This window comes from Bradyrhizobium sp., assembly GCF_049586575.1.
Classification (GTDB): Bacteria; Pseudomonadota; Alphaproteobacteria; order Rhizobiales; family Xanthobacteraceae; genus Bradyrhizobium.
In genome coordinates, this window is record NZ_JBAVCF010000586.1 from 1 (window position 1) to 18,352 (window position 18,352).

General features: G+C 61.9%; 17 protein-coding genes and 1 pseudogene. 4 read left to right on the top strand and 14 right to left on the bottom strand.

The window, feature by feature from the left end; genetic code table 11:
- The coding region (locus WB528_RS21930) for an epoxyqueuosine reductase QueH (protein WP_423890624.1) at positions 1–206 on the bottom strand (206 nt) is incomplete at its 3' end.
- Between the two features lie 187 nt (positions 207–393).
- Complete coding sequence (locus WB528_RS21935) at positions 394–2,211, bottom strand: tetratricopeptide repeat protein (protein ID WP_423890625.1); 1,818 nt, start codon at positions 2,209–2,211, stop codon at positions 394–396.
- A gap of 188 nt (positions 2,212–2,399) precedes the next feature.
- Here WB528_RS21935 and WB528_RS21940 point away from each other — a divergent pair, with 188 nt between their 5' ends.
- Positions 2,400–2,855, top strand: coding sequence for a DUF3617 domain-containing protein (locus WB528_RS21940; RefSeq protein ID WP_423890627.1), 456 nt, complete (start codon positions 2,400–2,402; stop codon positions 2,853–2,855).
- Positions 2,856–2,927: 72 nt separating this feature from the next.
- On the opposite strand, the gene WB528_RS21945 is transcribed toward WB528_RS21940, so the two are convergent.
- Positions 2,928–3,875 carry an alpha/beta hydrolase gene (locus tag WB528_RS21945; RefSeq protein WP_423890628.1) on the bottom strand — a complete coding sequence of 316 codons (948 nt, stop codon included), beginning with the start codon at positions 3,873–3,875 and terminating at the stop codon, positions 2,928–2,930.
- A gap of 187 nt (positions 3,876–4,062) precedes the next feature.
- On the opposite strand from WB528_RS21945, the gene WB528_RS21950 reads away from it, so the two are divergent.
- Complete coding sequence (locus WB528_RS21950) at positions 4,063–5,034, top strand: DUF2155 domain-containing protein (protein ID WP_423890630.1); 972 nt, start codon at positions 4,063–4,065, stop codon at positions 5,032–5,034.
- 12 nt (positions 5,035–5,046) lie between these two features.
- On the opposite strand, the gene aat is transcribed toward WB528_RS21950, so the two are convergent.
- The 10 genes from aat to WB528_RS22000 all read right to left on the bottom strand — a co-directional run bounded on the left by aat (position 5,047) and on the right by WB528_RS22000 (position 14,921).
- On the bottom strand, positions 5,047–5,721 hold the full coding sequence (gene aat, locus WB528_RS21955) for a leucyl/phenylalanyl-tRNA--protein transferase (RefSeq protein WP_423890632.1): 675 nt from the start codon (positions 5,719–5,721) through the stop codon (positions 5,047–5,049).
- 40 nt (positions 5,722–5,761) lie between these two features.
- Positions 5,762–6,853, bottom strand: coding sequence for a sensor histidine kinase (locus WB528_RS21960; protein ID WP_423890634.1), 1,092 nt, complete (start codon positions 6,851–6,853; stop codon positions 5,762–5,764).
- The gene (locus WB528_RS21965; protein ID WP_423890635.1) at positions 6,850–7,290 is read right to left on the bottom strand and encodes a response regulator; all 441 of its coding nucleotides are present in this window, start codon (positions 7,288–7,290) and stop codon (positions 6,850–6,852) included. The genes WB528_RS21960 and WB528_RS21965 overlap by 4 nt, the downstream gene beginning before the upstream one ends.
- Positions 7,287–8,819: a sensor histidine kinase gene (locus WB528_RS21970; protein WP_423890650.1), complete on the bottom strand. Its 1,533-nt coding sequence runs from the start codon at positions 8,817–8,819 to the stop codon at positions 7,287–7,289. Before WB528_RS21970 ends, WB528_RS21965 begins: the two co-directional genes overlap by 4 nt.
- Positions 8,820–8,945: 126 nt before the next feature.
- Positions 8,946–10,295, bottom strand: coding sequence for an acetyl-CoA carboxylase biotin carboxylase subunit (gene accC / locus WB528_RS21975; protein WP_423890637.1), 1,350 nt, complete (start codon positions 10,293–10,295; stop codon positions 8,946–8,948).
- A gap of 74 nt (positions 10,296–10,369) precedes the next feature.
- Positions 10,370–10,858: an acetyl-CoA carboxylase biotin carboxyl carrier protein gene (gene accB, locus WB528_RS21980; protein WP_423890639.1), complete on the bottom strand. Its 489-nt coding sequence runs from the start codon at positions 10,856–10,858 to the stop codon at positions 10,370–10,372.
- 41 nt (positions 10,859–10,899) lie between these two features.
- Positions 10,900–11,367, bottom strand: a complete 468-nt coding sequence (gene aroQ / locus WB528_RS21985) for a type II 3-dehydroquinate dehydratase (protein ID WP_423890641.1) — start codon at positions 11,365–11,367, stop codon at positions 10,900–10,902.
- Positions 11,368–11,622: 255 nt separating this feature from the next.
- The gene (locus WB528_RS21990) at positions 11,623–12,414 is read right to left on the bottom strand and encodes a DUF1236 domain-containing protein (protein WP_423890643.1); all 792 of its coding nucleotides are present in this window, start codon (positions 12,412–12,414) and stop codon (positions 11,623–11,625) included.
- A gap of 220 nt (positions 12,415–12,634) precedes the next feature.
- Positions 12,635–13,402 (bottom strand): DsbA family protein, encoded by a 768-nt coding sequence (locus tag WB528_RS21995; RefSeq protein ID WP_423890645.1) that lies wholly within the window; start codon positions 13,400–13,402, stop codon positions 12,635–12,637.
- Between the two features lie 40 nt (positions 13,403–13,442).
- A complete protein-coding gene (locus WB528_RS22000; RefSeq protein ID WP_423890651.1) occupies positions 13,443–14,921 on the bottom strand; it encodes a M48 family metalloprotease in 1,479 nt (492 codons plus the stop codon).
- A gap of 133 nt (positions 14,922–15,054) precedes the next feature.
- On the opposite strand from WB528_RS22000, the gene WB528_RS22005 reads away from it, so the two are divergent.
- Both WB528_RS22005 and WB528_RS22010 read left to right on the top strand, forming a co-directional pair.
- Positions 15,055–16,254, top strand: coding sequence for a pyridoxal phosphate-dependent aminotransferase (locus WB528_RS22005; RefSeq protein ID WP_423890647.1), 1,200 nt, complete (start codon positions 15,055–15,057; stop codon positions 16,252–16,254).
- Positions 16,255–16,329: 75 nt separating this feature from the next.
- Entirely contained in the window at positions 16,330–17,661 is a 1,332-nt protein-coding gene (locus tag WB528_RS22010; protein ID WP_423890649.1) for a dicarboxylate/amino acid:cation symporter, read from the top strand.
- 93 nt (positions 17,662–17,754) lie between these two features.
- Here the strand turns inward: WB528_RS22010 and WB528_RS22015 are convergent.
- Positions 17,755–18,352: pseudogene (locus WB528_RS22015) on the bottom strand (ribonuclease E/G); the annotation flags it as partial.

The following is an 18,352-nucleotide window of genomic DNA, read 5'->3' on the forward strand; positions in this document are numbered from 1 at the left end:
GCGAAGCGGACATTCTCGTCCTTGCGCAGCAGATATTCTTTTTGCGGGTGGATGTTCGGATTGTAAAAGAAGATCGTGTAATCGATGCCGGAAGCAAGCATCGCTTCCATCACTTCGCCGGAACAAGGCGCGCAACAGGAGTGCAGCAGCACGCGCGCCTGGCCGCCGGGCAGCGAGAGTTTGGCTCGTTCGTTCATCTCAATCATGTGCCGCGATCTGCTTGACGGTTCCGACTTGGAATCCCAAATCTTGGAATCGCAAGTCTTGGAATTCGAAATCAACCTTTCCTCACAATCTACTGGTCTTAATAGACAAATGCCACCCCCTCCGAGGGAATGACGATCACGAAGGCATCGCCATCGGCGGCCTCGCCTGGGCGTAAGCGACGAGCTTCTATAAAGACGCTTTCGCCGCTGCCAACTTGAGCAGCTCGACCCGCACCCGATCGAGCACGGGTGCGTAATTGCGCGTTTCATCCTGGCGGAACAGGCGCGCGGTCGGATACCACGGGCTGTCGTCGCGGCCGAGCAACCAGCGATAGTCCGGCGTCCAAGGCAACAGGATCCAGGTGGGACACCCGAGCGCGCTGGCGAGATGCGCTGCGCTGGTGTCGACTGAAATCACGAGATCAAGGCATTTCACCAGCGCCGCCGTGTCTTCGAAATCGGAGAGTTCGGCGGTGAAGTCGATGATGTTGCTGTTGGCGAGTTCAGCCCGATCGCTCTCGCGGATATCTTTCTGAAGGCTGACAAAGGCCGCATCGATGTCGAGAATGCGCGACAGAGCCTGCAAGGACGTCGAGCGGTTGTGATCGTTGCGGTGGGTGCGGCTGCCTGACCAGACCAGTCCGACCCTCAGGCGGTCGTGAGCTCCAAGGCGCGCATTCCATTGTTGAACGCGGTTCTGCTGCGGAGAGGGCAGATAGGCGGTCTCTGCGGGAATGGTATTGAGGTGCGTGTTGAAGGCCAGCGGCAGGCTGCCGAACGGGCAGTGCATGTCAAAGGCGGGCAGGGTATCGGAGAAAGCGAGGCACTGGCTGACGCCGGGAAATCCCGACAGCAGGGAGGCGAGCGGACGTTCGACGACCAGAATGACGCGCGCCCCGCGCGCGGCGACCATCGGTACGTAACGCACGAATTGAATCGTGTCGCCCAATCCCTCATCGACATGGATGAGAATGGTTTTGCCCTCGATGGACTCTTTGCCAAGCCACATCGGCTGGTTGAACTTCGGATAGGGCGAGGGGCCGGGTATGGTCCAGCGCGCCTCGCGCCCGGTCCAGCCGGCCTCAAAATCCCCCAGCAGCATTCGCAACAGCGCCAAATTCCAGTCGGTCGTCGCATTGTTGAGACGCCGGGCGCGGATGTCATCGTAGAGCGCGAGCGCCTCGTCGAACCGCTGCAACTGCTGAAGGATGTTGGCCTTGTTGTTGAGGATTTCGATGGAGTCCGGCAGGCGCTCCAGCGCGGAATCGAACCAGACCAGCGCCTCTTCCTCGCGGCCGAGCGATTGCAGGCAGGCGCCGATATTGTTCAGGGTATCGGCATTGCCGGGCGCGAGCGCCTCGGCGCGTAAATTGTCGGCAAGGGCGTCGTCGAATCTCTTCAAGCTCAGCAGCGCGCGGGCGCGGGCTTGCAAGGTTGGGGCGTGGTTGGGCAACAGCTCGTCGCAGATATCGAGATGTGTCAGAGCCTCTTCGAACCGACCGGCGTCCTGGTGCAGCACGCCGCATTTGTAGGCTGCGTCCTGGTGACGGGGGTCGAGCTTGAGCACATGCTGGAAGCTCAGCAGCGCGTGGTCGTGGCGCTGTAGTTGGAGGAGCGCGTCGCCCAGCTGCTTCCAGAGCGCGGCATCGTCAGGGTTGAGCTGGACGGCCTTGTCGAAGGCTTTCAGCGCCTCCTCCTGCCGCCCCTGCCGCAACAGGATGGCCCCAAGACTTGCAAGATAATCCGGCTTGGGCCCTTGCGCGATGGCGCGGGCCATCCATTCCAGCGCGTGATCGTATTGCTTGTTCTGAAAGGCAATCATGCCCATCAGGTGCAGCGCGCCGGCGTGATTGGGGTCGGCCGCCAGCAATTTCTGGCAACAAAGCTGGGCTTCGAGAGCTTGTCCCGCCCGCAGATGACGATGGCCGGCGTCGCATTGCGCGGCGGGCGTGAGCGCGGAAGCTTCCGTGTTCGATTTCCGGGCCCGGCGTTCTCTGCGGTTCATTGGCGCTCTGGGGATCGAGGCGATGCCCTAAGGCTCTAGATGATTCGTCATCAGTTTGGCATGGCGGGCCTGCGTCGTGGTCCGTATACTCGGACGAATTGATCGTCGAAGCTGAACGCCGATTTCATCTGTTGCCGGTTTAAAACGATCTTCAGAGCTTGACGCCTTGGCAGGGGAAGAAAACCATCATGCTGAAACCTATCGCATTGGTTGCCGCCGTGTTCGCCATCTCCATAACAACCGCCTCCGCCGCGCCCGTCAGGCACGCGGGCGAGTGGGAGATTACCGTCGGCGACAGGCCGCCGCAGATCGTCTGTTTTCCCGTTGACGAGACGTTCGATGAGAATCTCCTGACGCGATCGATGTCGAAGGGTCCCGGCGCCAGTTGCAAGGTCGACGGCATCAAGACCGTCGGCGACGTCAGCTCCTATTCAATGGAATGTAACATCGACGGAAGTACATTGACCTCGAACGGGACGATCACGCTAACCGGTCCCGATGCTTTCACCAGCAAGGTGCAAACAAAGGGCGGGGTTATCCAGATTCCCAATGGAAAGACTGTCCCTATTCCGGATAGCGATATCGTGACGGTTTCGCGCCGGCTCGGCGCCTGCAAGCCGGGCGAGCGGCAGATCACGCACTAGGTGTTATCAGGTTTTGACGCGTTTTCTTTACGGGAGCCGGTTCCCACCTCGCTCGAAAAACGCTCTCCCGCTTCAATTCAACGCGCGGAGCCATGCGCCGATATCCCGCGCGGCGACATTGGCCTGGTCGAGAAGCTTGCCCATCGTGAAGAAGCCGTGGAACTGGCCGGGAAAGGTTCGGTACGTCACGGACACGCCGGCCTTTTCCAGCCGCCTTGCATATTCTTCACCTTCGTCGCGCAAGGGGTCGGCGCCCGCGGTCAAGACGAAGGCCGGGGGCAAGCCCGTCAGCGTTTCGGCGCGCACCGGGGAAGCGCGCCAATTTTCGGCGTCGGCGGCGCTGTTGAGATAGTGATCGCGAAACCACCGGATCACGGTGTGCGTGAGCAGGATGCTGGTCTCCGGTTCGCGGTGCGATGGATGCGTCATCGCAAAATCGGTCGCGGGATAGACCAGCACTTGTCCCGAAATCGAAGGCCCGTTGCCGTCGCGTGCCGCGATCGAGACGACCGCGGCAAGATTGCCGCCGGCGCTGTCGCCACCGACGAAGAGGCGCGCGGTATCGATGCCGAGTTCCTTGGCGTGATCGGCAATCCATGCGGTTGCGGCGATAGCGTCATCGACAGCGGCCGGGAACTTGTGTTCGGGGGCACGCCGATAATCGACCGAGATGACGAGGAGATGTCCCTCATCGGCGAGTTTTCGGCAGGCGACATCGTGGGTGTCGAGATCGCCGATCACCCAGCCGCCGCCGTGAAAGAAAACCAGGCAAGGCGCGAGGCCGTTCGATTGCCGCAGCGTCCTCGGTGTATAGAGGCGCGCCGGGATGCTGCCATCAGTGGTCTCGATCGCCAACGGTTCGACCGATTTCAGCAGGGGCGGCTCGGGATTGGTGACAAAACGGGCCTGCCGGTAATATTCGCGCGCTTCTGCGGGCGAAAGCGTCTCGTAGGCCGGGCGGCCAGCATCCTGGAAAGCCTTGTAGACAAAGGCCGCATCGGGATCGAGGGTGACAGGCATGAGGTTGGAACCTTGCGGAGCGGACTTGATCAGGTGAACTATTTCATCGGTCGCATCGCCTGACCAGCCTTCCGACGCGGCTTAAGGCCGCCCTTTCCCCGCCGTATTCGGCGTGTTAACCGGAAAGCCTGCGCGCGGCGGTAGGTTTTCCGTGTCGCGCGCCCGATTCGCTTGTAATATCCGCGAGATGATCCGAACCCTTTTGCTGAACGGTTTTGCGGCCCTTGTGGCCCTTGCCACCATCTCGCTTGCGCCGCCGGTGCACGCGCAGATCGGCAATATCTTTTCCGATCAGCCGCGGCCTCCGGGCAGCGTCCCCCGTGGCCAGCAGCAAGCCGTTCCCGAAGACGAGGAAGAAGTACCGGAATTGCCGCGCGGCCGCCTGCTGCCGACACCAAACCGTGCGTTGCCGGGACAGGGGGTGCCGCCGCCGGGAGCGGTGACGTCGCAGCCACTCGCTCCGCCGCCGGGCACGACGATCATTCCGCAAAATCAGCCACCCGGTATTGCAGTGGCGCCTCCGCAACCCAATCAAGGTGTCGCTGCCGCGCCGCCCGGCGTCAACGTTCCGCCGGGACAGCGTCCGCAACTAAGGGGCGTGCCGCAGCCGGCTGCTCCATTGCAGCCCGGTGACGAGGTGGTGACCGAGCCGCCCGCGCAGAAGATCGTTAACAAGAAGGCGAGCTTTTCGGGCCTGGACAAGATCACTGGCCGCATCATCAATTTCGACGAAGACATCGGCGAGACCGTTCAGTTCGGCGCGCTGCGCGTGAAGACCGACGCCTGCTACACCCGTCCCGCGACCGAAGCGGCGAACACCGATGCCTTTGTCGAGGTCGACGAGATCACGTTACAGGGCGAGGTGAAGCGAATTTTCTCAGGCTGGATGTTTGCCGCAAGCCCCGGCCTGCACGGCGTCGAGCACCCGATCTACGATATCTGGCTGACCGACTGCAAAGCGCCGGACACGACGGTCGTCAGCGTACAGTCCGACACGCCGAAGCCTGCACCGCCGCCCGCGCCCAGAAAGCCGGCGCCGAGGCAGGCGCAACAGGCCCCGCGACCGCCGCCGCCACCGCAACCACAGTTCCAGCAACAGCAGCCTCCGCCGCAACCCCCGCCGCAATCGGGCGGCCTGTTCGGGATTTTCCGGCAATAAAGTGAGCCGCGGTCAGCCGCGCGCGGCGATAATTTCGAGCGCACGCGCGCCGGTGAGGGGTTGATCGGGCGGCAGCTTGTCAAAATCCGCATTTCCCTTGAGCGCCTGATCGAGCAGCACGGTGTAGCGGCGTCGCGGAATTTCGATCGCCCCGAAGCTGCGCAGATGCTCGGTCACATATTGCGTGTCGAGCAATTCGAAGCCGCCGGCGATCAGGCGGGCGACCAGATGCACGAGCGCCACTTTCGAGGCGTCACGCGCGCGATGAAACATGCTTTCGCCGAAGAATGCCCGGCCAAGGTTGACGCCGTAAAGACCGCCGACCAGCTCGTCGTCCTGCCAGACCTCGACGCTGTGTGCGTGGCCCAAGTCATGTAGCCCCACATAGAGGTCGCGTATCCGCCGGTTGATCCAGGTGTCGTCGCGGCCTGCTTGCGGCGCGGCACAGCCGGCAATAACGGCCTTGAAGGCCTTGTCGGCAGTAACCGTAAAGGCATCGGAGCGCACGGTGCGCCCGAGGCGGGAAGCAATACGAAACCCTTCCAGCGGGATCACGCCGCGCATCTCCGGCTCGACCCAGAACAGGCTCGGGTCGTCGGCGCTTTCGGCCATCGGGAAAATGCCGCAGGCATAAGCGCGCAGCAGCACCTCGGGCGTGATTTCGGAAGCGGAGTCGCGCGACGTCATGGGACAATAGGATAGCAGGCCGGAGGATCGCCTCGCAAACCTAGCTCGCCGCCTTGAGGCCGGTCTTGGCCGGGATATTGCCGGCACGGGGAAAGCACAACACGATCCTTGTGCCGTGATGGCCCGGATCGCGCTCGACTGTCGCCGCAAGCTTGGTTGCCATCGCGGCGACGATGCGCTGCCCCATTCCGGTCGAGCGCGGATCGGTCTTGGCGTTGAGACCGACGCCATTGTCCGCGATCGACAGCACAAGTTCGGCGTCGCGCGTCGCCAGATCGATATGGATGGGACCGGCGCCGTCGGGATAGGCGTATTTCACCGCATTCATCACCAGTTCGTTGACGATGATTCCGATCGCGACGGCCCGATCGGGATCGATTTCGATCGGCTCCGCCTTTAACGTCAGCCGCGACATCCGGTTGCCTTCGGTCGATCGCCTGAGATCCTCGAGCAAGGCGTCGAGATACTGGTTCAGCAGCACGCTTTTCAGGTCATGCGACGTATAGAGGCGGCGATGGACCTGGGCCACGGCGGCGACCCGCCCCATGGCATTGGTGAGCGCGGCCTTGACGTCTTCCTCCGCAGCCGAACTGGCTTGCAGGTGCAACAGCGAGGCGATGATCTGCAAGCTGTTGCCGACGCGATGATTGACCTCGCGCAACAGCACCTCGCGTTCGGCGGCGAGCGCAGCAAAACGGTCGCGTGAGGCATGTACTTCGGCCTCGGCGTCGTCGCGGGCTTTTTGCAGGCGCGCTTGCCTCAGCGCGCCTTCGACTGCGACCTGGAGCAGGGGAATAAAGTCGCCCTGAAGGTCTTTGACCAGGTAGTCGGCCGCGCCGGCCTTCAGCGCAGTTACCGCGATCTTGGAATCCTGCGCGGCGGTGACAAACACCACCGGTGGCGCGTTGGGGATCGCCAGGATCCGTTCCAGCGTTTCCAACCCGTCGAGGCCCGGCATGTACTGGTCGAGCGCGATGACGTCGATGCCGCCCTGCGCCAGGCGATCCAGCCCCTCTGCGCCGCTACCGGCATGGACGACCTTCAACCCAAGCCGCGTCACGCCACGGTCGACCAGCCGCGCCAGCGCCTTGTCATCGTCGATATAGAGGAGGGTTGGAGTTTCAGCGTTCATGTGGCGGCGGGGGGTACCTGAATGACCGAAAAGAACAATCCGAGCTGGCGAATGGCGTTGGCGAAACTTTCATAATTGACGGGCTTGGTGATGTAGACGTTGCAGCCGAGCTCATAGCAACGCCTGATCTCCTGGGAGTCGTCGGTCGTTGTCAGCACCACCACCGGCGTCGATTTGAGATGCTTGTTTTCCTTGACCCGTTGCAGGATTTCGATCCCGCCCATGTCGGGCAGGTTGAGGTCGAGCAGGATCAGCAGCGCTTCTCCCTTGTGATCGAGGCCAGCGCCATCGCTGCCGAACAGGTAGCGTACGGCAGCCGTGCCGCTCGTGAACGGCACAATTTCGTTATTGACGCCGGAGCGCCGGATATTGCGCTCGATCAGACGGGCGTGCCCCTCGTCGTCCTCGATCATGATGATGGTGACCGGTGTGCTCATGAATCCCTGTTCCGACGGTTGACATCCCACTGGATGGGAAGGGTTACCGTGAAGGTGCTTCCCTTATCAAGCTCCGATGCGACCGACATGGTTCCACCGAGCCGGCGCACCAGGGCGCGGACATGGGCAAGGCCAATTCCTTGCCCGGGTTTGTCCTGCAGCCCGGCCCGCCGGAACAGATCGAAAATTCGTTGATGGTCCTTCGGGGCGATACCCCTGCCATTGTCGGCGACCTCGAAGATCGCATAGCCGAGCTTGGTACGGCCGCGCACGGAAATATCGCCGGGAACACCGGGCCTGAGGTACTTCAGCGCATTGTCGATCAGGTTTGAAAAAATCTGCTCTGCCGCGAGACGGTCGCTGGTAATTTCAGGCAGCGGTTCGATACGGATTTGCGCCTGTGCTTCGGATGCCTGATGCGCTACCGTCGTCACGATCGCTTCGATCAGTTCCCGCATATCGATCGTGACCGGATCGAATTCGCGTCGTCCCTCACGGGTGAGATTGAGGATGGCTGAAATCAGCCGATCCATTTTCGCAATCGATGACTTGATGAATTCGAGGGCTTCGGAAAAGCTCTCGAGCAATTGCTTGTCTTCGGTTTCAAGGGCACCTTCGGCGTCGCCGTCGTCGAGCGTCGGAGGGGGCGCGGAGATCGCGGCAAGGCGTAGCGAGGCAATCCGCTTGAAGATATCGGAGCGCAATTCCTCGAGCTCGCTGGTAAATCCCATGATGTTGACCAAAGGCGAGCGAAGGTCGTGGCTGACGATATAGGCGAAGCGTTGAATTTCGTTGTTGGCCTCACGAAGATCGGAGGTGCGCTCGTCGACGGTAGCCTCGAGGTTGAGGTTGTTGTCGCGCAACTGGGCCTCGGCGTAATCGCGCGCGCGGGTAGAGCGCAGCACCAGAAAAATGGAAATGCCGGCCAGCAATATCACGAGACCGGAGCCTGCGACCGTCACGATGGAGGCAAGCTGCTCCGTTCTATCAGCGGTTTGGGTGCGTAGCGCGAACAGACGCCCTTCTTCCTGCCGCATCTGATTGGCAATGTCGTCGATGCGCTCGACCGCCTGGCCGGAATCGGAGGTGCGCAGCATCTCGATGCCGCCGGCGGTGTCGTGCCGGTTGGCGAAGCCGATGGCTTTTTCAAATACATCGAGCCGCGCCTGAACCGGCTCCCGTATCCGATTGGAATTATTGATCTGGGTGGAATTGTCGCCGGCTAATTTGACCAGTTCATCGATGTCGGAATGGACATGGGCTCCCGCAGCCAGGTATTCGTCGAGAAAGCGTTGTTCTTCGGTGAGCAGGTAGCCGCGCGCCGCACTTTCGGTGGTGCGAATGCGCAGGAGCAGCGTTGAAATCTGATTTTCGACCTCAACCGTGTGCACGACCCAGGCATTGTCTTCGCGGGCGCGATTGACGAGGACAACCGACAGCGTGCTGATCGCGACCAGGACCAGAACTCCGGCCGCGAGTGGCAGGGTTTGACCAAGGGCGCGGCTGCGCCGGGCGTCAGGCGTTCCCATGGCCTTGCGGATTGAAATCAAAATCTCTCAGGAAATGTCCCTCAAGCTGGCCATAACGCCTAGCGCCACATTTGGTTCCGCGTGAGACCGTTTTTTCCGCCTTCTGTGTCCTAAAAATGGAAAAATTCACGCCGGCGATTTGCCGGCGAGATAGTGTTCCAGCCAATGAATATGGTAGTCGCCGTCGATAATGTCGGGCTCACGCACCAGCGCCCTGAACAGCGGTAGTGTGGTTTCGATGCCTTCCACGACCATCTCGTCGAGCGCGCGTCGCAGCCGCATCAGACACTCGGCGCGGGTCTTGCCGTGCACGATCAGCTTGCCGACGAGCGAGTCATAGTAAGGCGGGATCACGTACCCCTGGTACACGGCTGAATCGATCCGCACGCCGAGGCCGCCGGGCGGGTGGTATTGCAGGATCTTGCCGGGGGAGGGGCGGAAGGTGACAGGGTTTTCGGCGTTGACCCGGCATTCGATGGCGTGGCCGTTGATGACGACCTGATCCTGCGTTACCGGCAAATCGCCGCCGGCCGCGATCCGGATCTGCTCCAGCACCAGATCGATTCCGGTGATCATTTCGGTGACGGGATGCTCGACCTGAATGCGGGTGTTCATCTCGATAAAATAGAACTCGCCGTCCTCGTACAGAAATTCGACGGTGCCGACGCCGAGATATTTCATCTCCTGCATCGCCTTCGCCACGGTCGCGCCGATCCTGGCGCGGGCGGCGGCGTCGAGCGCGGGCGAGGGGCCTTCCTCCCAGACCTTTTGATGCCGGCGTTGCAGCGAGCAGTCGCGCTCGCCGAGATGGATCGCGCCGCCACGGCCGTCGCCGAGCACCTGGATTTCAATGTGGCGCGGCTTCTGTAAATATTTTTCGAGATAGACGGAAGCATCGCCGAAGGCGGATTTGGCTTCGTTGGCGGCCGTCGAGAGCGCGAGCATCAGATCCTGTGCGGTTTGGGCGACCTTCATGCCGCGGCCACCGCCGCCGGAGGCCGCCTTCACCAGCACCGGAAAACCGATCCCCTCGGCAATCGCCATCGCGTCGTCATTGGCGCCGACCGCGCCGTCGGAGCCGGGCACCACGGGAATGCCGAGGCGTTTGGCGGTCTTCTTGGCTTCGATCTTGTCGCCCATCAGGCGGATGTGCTCGGCCTTGGGTCCGATGAAATGCAGGTTATGGTCGGCGAGAATTTCGGCAAAGCGGGCGTTTTCCGACAGAAAGCCGTAGCCGGGATGCACCGCGTCGGCGCCGGTGATTTCGCAGGCCGCGAGCAACGCGGGTACATTGAGGTAGCTGTCCTTGGACGGTGGCGGGCCGATGCAGACGCTTTCGTCGGCGAGGCGCACGTGCATAGCGTCGGCATCGGCGGTGGAATGTACCGCGACCGTTGCAATGCCGAGTTCCTTGCACGCGCGCAGGATGCGCAGTGCGATTTCGCCGCGATTGGCTATGAGGATCTTGTCGAACATCGTGCCCTTCGGGGCGAGTGGCGGATAGTGAATAGCGAATAGAAAACCATTCGCTGTTCGCTACTCACCATTCGCTACTCAATAATCACCAGTGGCTCGCCGAATTCCACGGGCTGGCCATCCTCGACGAGGATTTGCGTGACGGTGCCGGCGCGCGGGGAGGGAATCTGGTTCATCGTTTTCATGGCTTCGATGATCAACAGCGTTTGCCCGACCGAAACCTTGGTGCCGACTTCGATAAAGGGCTTGGCGCCCGGCTCGGAAGCCCAATAGGCGGTGCCGACCATCGGCGAGGGCACAGCGCCAGGGTGCTTGGCCATATCGACGGTGGCGGCCGGCGCTGCGGCGGCTGCGAGCGCAGGAGGGGGCGCTGCAACGTGGGCCACGGCGGGCACCGAAGCGGCAATGCTCACATTGCGCGCGACGCGCACGCGAAGGCCCGCGCGCTCGATCTCTATTTCGGTGAGGCTGGTTTCATCCAGCAGCAAGGCGAGTTCACGAATGAGCGCTCCGTCGCTGGTTGCGAATTTTGCGGCTGCTTTGTCGTCAGGCTGGCGCGCCATGTCTTGATCCGGAACTCTCTGTCTCGTGGTTTAAAGGCGCGTCAGGCCTTGGCCTTGACGCCGAGCTTGGCCGCGAGGCCACTGATAGCAAGGCGGTACCCGTCAATCCCGAAACCGGCAAGGGTGGCGAAAGCGGCCTTGGCGGTAAAAGAGTGATGACGAAAGCTCTCGCGGGCGTGAATGTTACTGATGTGCACTTCGACCGTCGGGATCTTGACGGCGACCAGCGCGTCGTGAAGTGCGATCGAGCTGTGCGAATAACCGCCGGCATTGATCACGATCCCGGCCGCTTTCCTGGCATGGGCTTCGTGGATGAAGTCGATCAGCTCGCCTTCACGGTTTGACTGCCGGCAATCGGCGTTCAAACCGAATTTCGCGGAGGTGTCGGCGCACAGTTTCTCGACGTCGGCGAGCGTGGCGTGGCCGTACGTCTCAGGCTCGCGGGTTCCCAACAGATTCAGGTTGGGACCGTTAAGCACGTAAATTGTCTCGGAAACCGGTTTGGCCATCCAAATCCCGTCAAGATGGGGGGCGGTCGCGCGGTTATAGGTAACTAAGGGCCGGGAGGGAAGCCTCAAGCCCGGGCCGTGCGGCTCCCAAATCCCTCATCTTCTTGACGAAAACCCGCGTGGAATCTGTGGAAACCATTCATTTACCATAAAGAGCGGTCCACCGGTCCAGCCGACGGAATTCGGCGCGTGCTCGCTAAAAAGCGAAAGGGCGGGCCGCAAGGGCCCGCCCCGGATTCGCCAAGACCTAAGAGATCACGCTTCAAGCACGGCCACGATCTCAAGGGTCCGCGGATCCACCACCACGATTTGGTCGCGGACGAGGAAGAATTCATATCCTCGCCATTCCGGATAGATCGTCACGATCTCGGTCGGGAGCGGATGGAAGCCGATCTCGCGCGGTACGCGAGTGCCGATCGAAACCGGGAAGTTGACGTTGGTCACAGGCGCCACGTGCTCACTGCGGATAACGGACGTGATCTTTGTGCGCTGCTCGGTCGAAAGCTTGGCCCCGGCGCCAGCCTGGCCTGTGGTCTGGGAACGGCTTTCCGCCGACGTTGTCGATTTGCCGTCGCGGCTTTCGGCTTTCATGCTGCCGTTACGGTCCTGGCCTTCGGCTTTCATGTTGCCGTTACGCTCCTGGCCTTCAGCTTTCATGTTGCCGTTGCGTTGGTGTTCCTCGGCCTTCATGTCTTTCGACGGCGTTCCCTTTTCATTTTGCGAGCTCATGCTCTTGGACTTGTCGCCCTTGCTGGTTTCCTCAGCCGATTTCTCGCCAGCCGGTTTCGCACCCATGGCTGCGCCGGGCTTCACTTCCTGCTGCGCGCGCTGGTTCTTGATCGCGCCCTTTTCCTCGGACTGGCTCGCCTTCATGCCCGCGCCCTCGTGAGCAGACGCGCCCGCGCCCGGTGAAGACGGCGCGCTCTGCTGCACGGCAGCGCCGCCGGCCGCTCCTCCTTCGTGACCCATGTTGCCTTGCGCATTGGCAAGACCGGTTCCCGCGATCAACGCCGCGGTCGCCGCCGTAATCATCCAACGATTAGTCATTTAACCTCTCCTCCGATGTTTCGATGCCCGCGCCGACAACGAAAGGAGATCGGTGATGTTCCAGGGCTTTGCCGGTTCCACCGGATTTGTTTGATGAATACGCGATGAACCACTGCGCCGAATCGTCGCGCCGCAAATTCGCACAGAACAAAATCGCAAAGAAAAAGGCCGGCGAATGCGCCGGCCCTTGCTTGAAAGGAGTGAGTCTCGAGAGCGCAGATCAGCAGGTCGCCTTGCCGCAGCGGGCAACGCCGATCTTCTCCTTGAGACCGTCAAGGCCGATGGCGCCGACGACCACCTGCTTGCCGATGACGTAGCTCGGCGTGCCGTTCATGCCCATCGCTTCGGCGAGCTTGAAGTTCTCCTCGATGGTGGCGCGTACCTCGGGGCTCGTCATGTCCTTTTCGATGCGGGCGACGTCAAGGCCTGCGTCCTTGGCCGCAGCGAGAGCGCGTGCCTTGTCGGCCGGGCCACGGCCGCCGAGCAGTCTCTGGTGGAAGTCGAGATATTTGCTGCCGCCGGGATCCTGCATCCGCACGGCGACGGCGACCCTGGCCGCCTCCACCGAACCTTCGCCCAACACCGGAAACTCCTTCAGCACGACCTTGAGCTTCGGATCGGACTTCATCAGCTCGAGCATGTCGGCCATTGCGCGTTTGCAGTAGCCGCAATTGTAATCGAAGAACTCGACAAAGGTGACGTCACCGTTCTTGTTGCCGAGCGTAACGTTGCGGGGCGAGTTGAAGATCGTGGTCGAATTCTGCGCGACGCTTGCTTCGTGCTTTTCGGTTTCGGCCTCGGCCTGGCGCTTGTTCAACTCCGCCATCGCCTCTTCCAGCACTTCAGGATGGGTTACAAGGTAGCTCTTGATAATGGTCTCGATCTCCCCGCGTTGGCCTTGGGAGAAACTTTGAGCAGAAGCAGCCGATGGCGCGGCGACGATCGCCAGCGCGAACAGGGCGGGAAGAAGGGGGCGGAGCGGGGACATTGGGGATTCCTTTTGAACCTGTTTCGTTGAATCGCGTTCGTTACTGGTTCGCGTCTGGGCCGGGGTCGGGATCTCGAACCAGACCCGGACGACCTGGTCGGTCCTGGGGCGACGACCCTACTTGAAGCTGAAATCGGGGCGAGTTGTCTTTCTTTGTCGTCGGCAGCTTTGCCGACACGATGTCGTCGGCCCTGACCCATCCGGGTGTGCCCACGGCGAAACGGGTCTTGGCGCGGGAGGCAAGGTCTCGCGCGGTCTTGTTGTCGCCGCGCAAAAACGCAGCCTGCGCCGACGCGAGGTCCGCCTCCGCGAGATCTCCCTTCCGGGCATAGGCCATGGCCAACTGGGTATATCCTAGCGGCTGTTCGGTTTCGCGCGCCATTGCGTTGCGCAGGATGGTGATAGCTTCTTCAGTATAGGCCTTGTTTTCAGTCGCCACGAGCGCCTGCCCAAGTAAAATCTCGATGAGCGGTGCGTTATTGGAGAGAGCCACGGCCTTGCGCAGCGGCGCGATGGCTTCCGCGGGCCTGCCGCCTTCGAGCAGCGCCTGGCCGCGCAGCTCGTAGAAATAGGGGTTGTTGGGCTGGGTCTGGATCAGCGAATCGATCTGCGGGAGCGCGTTGTTCAAATCGCCATGGAGATAGGTCGCGATCGCGTGGGCATAGCGTGCGGGCAGGCTGGTATTGGAAAGCGGATAACGCCGATAGACGGTCTCGGGGCGTTCCAGAAAGCCGGAGATCTTGGCGCGCATCATGTCGTGGCGCTGTTGCAATGCCGGATCGTCCTTCTTGTTCCAGTAAGGACTGGTGCGCGCGATCTCTTCGAGGGCGGCGACACGCTCGGCCGGCATCGGGTGCGACATGAAGTAGGGATCGGCGCCGCGGGACGAAAACAGGCTGTCGTTGGAGAAGCGCTTGAAGGTTTCGTACATGCCCTTGGCGGATTGACCGGTCGCCGTCAGGAATTTCACCCCGGCGCGGTCGGCGCTTTCTTCCTGTTCGCGCTGATAGGAAAGCAGGGAGTGCATGATCATGCTCTGCGAGCCGGTAAACGTGGCCGCGCCCGCATTGGCCAGACCGGTACTGCCGGAAGAGAGCCCGCTTCGCGCGCCCGCCGCCAGCGCCCCGGCGCCGAGCAGCATCCCGATGATCATCTGCGTCTGCGCCCGGGCCAATTGCTCGCGCAGCCGGGCGAGATGGCCGCCGGCCAAATGGCCGGTTTCGTGAGCCAGCACCCCGATGATCTGGTTTGGCGTCTCCGATTGCAGCAACGCGCCGTGGTTTATAAAAATGCGATGGCCGTCGGCGACAAACGCGTTGAACACGGACTGATTGATGATCGTGACCTGCACGTTCTGCTTCTCGAGGCCCGCCGCGCGCAGAATCGGCCGCGCATAGTCGCGCAGGAGCTGCTCGGTCTCGGTGTCGCGCAGAATCGGCAGGTTAGCTTCCTGGGCGAGGACCACCTGAGGTCCAGCAACAAGAGCGATCACCGTGGCGATCGCCGTCATTTTCGTCATTGTCCGGAGCGAGGCGAAGCTGATCAGCATCAAACGGTCTTTATCGATTGGCGGCGGGTCCGATCCGCGATATGCCCTTACAAACCGCCGATTAAGGCTAGTCTGGGGCCACTGTTCAAAATAGCAGATATCGATGCTTGATGCGACACCGAGAGACCGCGCCAAGGGCCTGTTGACCACAGCGTCCGGGCGCAGCGACGTTCCGCCCTTCATGGTGATGGATGTTATGGCAGCCGCTGCCCGTATCGAGGCGGCCGGTGGTCACGTGATTCACATGGAAGTCGGTCAGCCGGCCGCATCGGCGCCGAAAACCGCGATATTGGCGGCCCGCGCCGCACTGGATTCGGGGCGCATCGACTACACCGCCGCGCTTGGAACCCCGAGCCTGCGCGAGCGCATCGCGCGCCATTACCGCGATAGTTACGGTTTTGCCGTCGATCCCGGGCGGATCGTGGTCACCACGGGTTCCTCGGCTGCCTTTATTTTGGCCTTTCTGGCGATGTTCGAACCCGGTGACAGGGTCGGGGTGACCATTCCCGGCTATCCGCCTTACCGCCATATCCTCACCGCGCTCGGCTGCGAGCCGGTACTGATCGAGACGTCGAGCGAAACCCGGCATGCGCTGACGGGCGAGGCGCTGCTCGCCGCGCATCGTAAGGCGCCGCTCAAGGGCGTGCTAGTCGCGAGTCCGGCCAATCCAACGGGGACTATGATGTCCCGCGCTGCCCTGAGCAGCCTGATCTCAGCCGCCGAAGGCGCCGGCATCCGATTTATCTCGGATGAAATCTATCACGGCCTGGACTACGCGTTTCCGGCCGTGACCGCCGCCGAGCTTTCCACCGACGCGCTCGTGATCAATTCCTTCTCCAAATATTTCTGCATGACCGGCTGGCGCATCGGCTGGATGCTGGTGCCCGAACCGCTGGTGCGTCCGATCGAACGTCTCCAGCAAAACCTCGCCATTTCGGTGCCGACGTTGTCGCAGATCGCAGCGGAAGCGGCGTTCGACGGCTTTGCCGAGATGGAAGAGATCAAGCGTGGGTATCTGGAGAACCGGCGTATCCTGATCGAAGGCTTGCCGCGCGCGGGCCTGACCAAGTTCCTGCCGGCGGACGGGGCCTTCTACCTCTACGCCGACGTCTCTGACTTCACGTCCGACAGTTTTGAATTCGCAGGCCTGATGCTGGAAAAGGCTCATGTTGCGGCAACTCCGGGTGTCGATTTCGATCCCGTGCACGGCCGCCAATTCATTCGCTTTTCCTATGCGCGATCGGCGCAGGAAATGCGCGAGGCCGTGGAGCGTATCGCCCGCTGGCTGAAGCGACGCGGCTAAAATAGGCCGGCACCATTGACACCTTTCGTGCAATGGAATTTCACTTGAGCCAAGAAGATTGATGGGGGGAGTTTGATGGCGCCAACGACTGTAACCGCACCAGCGCCGGTCCGCGCAGGGAAGCCCTGGTACAAGGTTCTTTATATCCAGGTCCTCATCGCCATTGTGCTTGGCGCCTTCGTCGGTGCGAACTTTCAGCATTTTGCGACCAGCGACTGGATCAAGGCACTCGGTGACGGATTCATCAAGCTGATCAAGATGGTGATTGCGCCGATCATCTTCTGCACGGTGGTATCTGGCATTGCGCATATCCAGGATGCCAAGAAGGTCGGCCGCATCGGCGTCAAGGCGCTGGTTTATTTCGAGGTCGTTTCGACCTTCGCGCTCATGATCGGGCTTCTGGTCGGCAACCTGGTGCGCCCGGGCGCTGGCTTCGGCGGCACCATGGCCAATGCCCAGGCCGTCGCCAATTATGCCAAGCAGGCGGAGTCTCAAAAGAGCGTCGACTTCTTCCTGCACATCATTCCCGACACGGTGGTCGGCGCGTTTGCGTCCGGCGAAATCTTGCAGGTTCTGTTGTTCTCGATCCTGTTCGGTTTCTCGCTGATGGCGCTCGGCGAGCGTGGCCATACGCTGCGCGCCTTCATCGACGATGCGGCGCAGGGCGTGTTCGGTGTGATCGCGATCGTCATGCGGGCAGCCCCGATCGGCGCCTTCGGCGCCATGGCCTATACCATCGGCAGGTTCGGCACCGGCGCGATCCTCAACCTCATCGGCCTGATCGCGACATTCTACGTGACCGCCGCGCTGTTCGTGATCGTGGTGCTCGGCATCATCGCCCGCACGCTCGGCTTCTCGATCTTCAAATTCCTGGCCTACATCAAGGACGAACTCCTGATCGTGCTCGGCACGTCGTCTTCGGAAAGCGCGCTGCCGTCGCTGATGGAAAAACTCGAACGGCTCGGCTGTTCGAAGTCGGTGGTCGGGCTTGTGGTGCCGACCGGCTATTCCTTCAATCTGGATGGCACCAATATCTACATGACGCTGGCGACGTTGTTTATTGCGCAGGCGCTCGGCTTCGATCTCACCCTCGGCCAGCAGATCACGATCCTCGTGGTCGCGATGCTGACGTCCAAAGGCGCCTCGGGCATCACCGGAGCTGGCTTCATCACGCTGGCCGCAACGCTCGCGGTGGTCGACCCGCGCCTCGTGCCGGGCATGGCCATCGTGCTCGGCATCGACAAGTTCATGAGCGAGTGCCGCGCGCTGACCAATCTTTGCGGCAATGGCGTCGCCTGCGTCGTGGTGTCGGCGTGGGAAGGCGAACTCGACCGGGATCTTCTGCAGGCTAATCTCAACAGACAGATCGATCCGACCGATATCGAAACCGCTGTCACGACGAGTTAGACTTGGGCCTGTCGGCGCGTCGATCCGGATAATTAAAAACCGCCCGGTTTTCGCCGGGCGGTTTTTTTAGATTCGATTTTCTGGATACGAGGTCTATTCGCCGCCGCCGAAGCGCCGTGACCACCATCCCGCGCGGCGGGGCTGACTGGCATCGGTCGCTGTTTCGCCGGCCGGTTCAGATTGCACTTCAGCGGGCGCTGCCGCAGGCTGCGGCTGATGGTGATCGGTCGCTGTCGTTTCAGCCTGCGAGCCGGCTCCAAAGCTCACTTTTTCGCGCACGGTCGAGCGCCGCCGCGCAGCCTTCTCGGCTTCCTGCGCTTGCGCTTCGGTTTCCGCTACGGGAGATGGCGGCGGCTGGATCGTCGCCGGTTGCTCGGCGGCGTGCGTTTCGTGTTCGGCTGGCGAAGGCGTCGGCTGCGAAGACACTCCGTCGAAATCGGCGACCGCGCTGGCTACCTCCGGCGCTGGAATAGGCCCGAGCTCATCGGCGATCGAACCGGCGAGACCGTCTTCGGGTCCGCCGCGCCGGCGGCGTCCGCCACGGCGTCCGCGGCGACGAGGCCGCCGTTCGCCAGATCCTTGATCCGAACGGGCCTGGCTCGTCTGTTCGCCGGCGTCATCTTCCTCGGCTTCGTCTTCCTCGACGCTCTCTACGTCAGCCGGAACGGACGCCTCCTGCGCGGTGGAACTC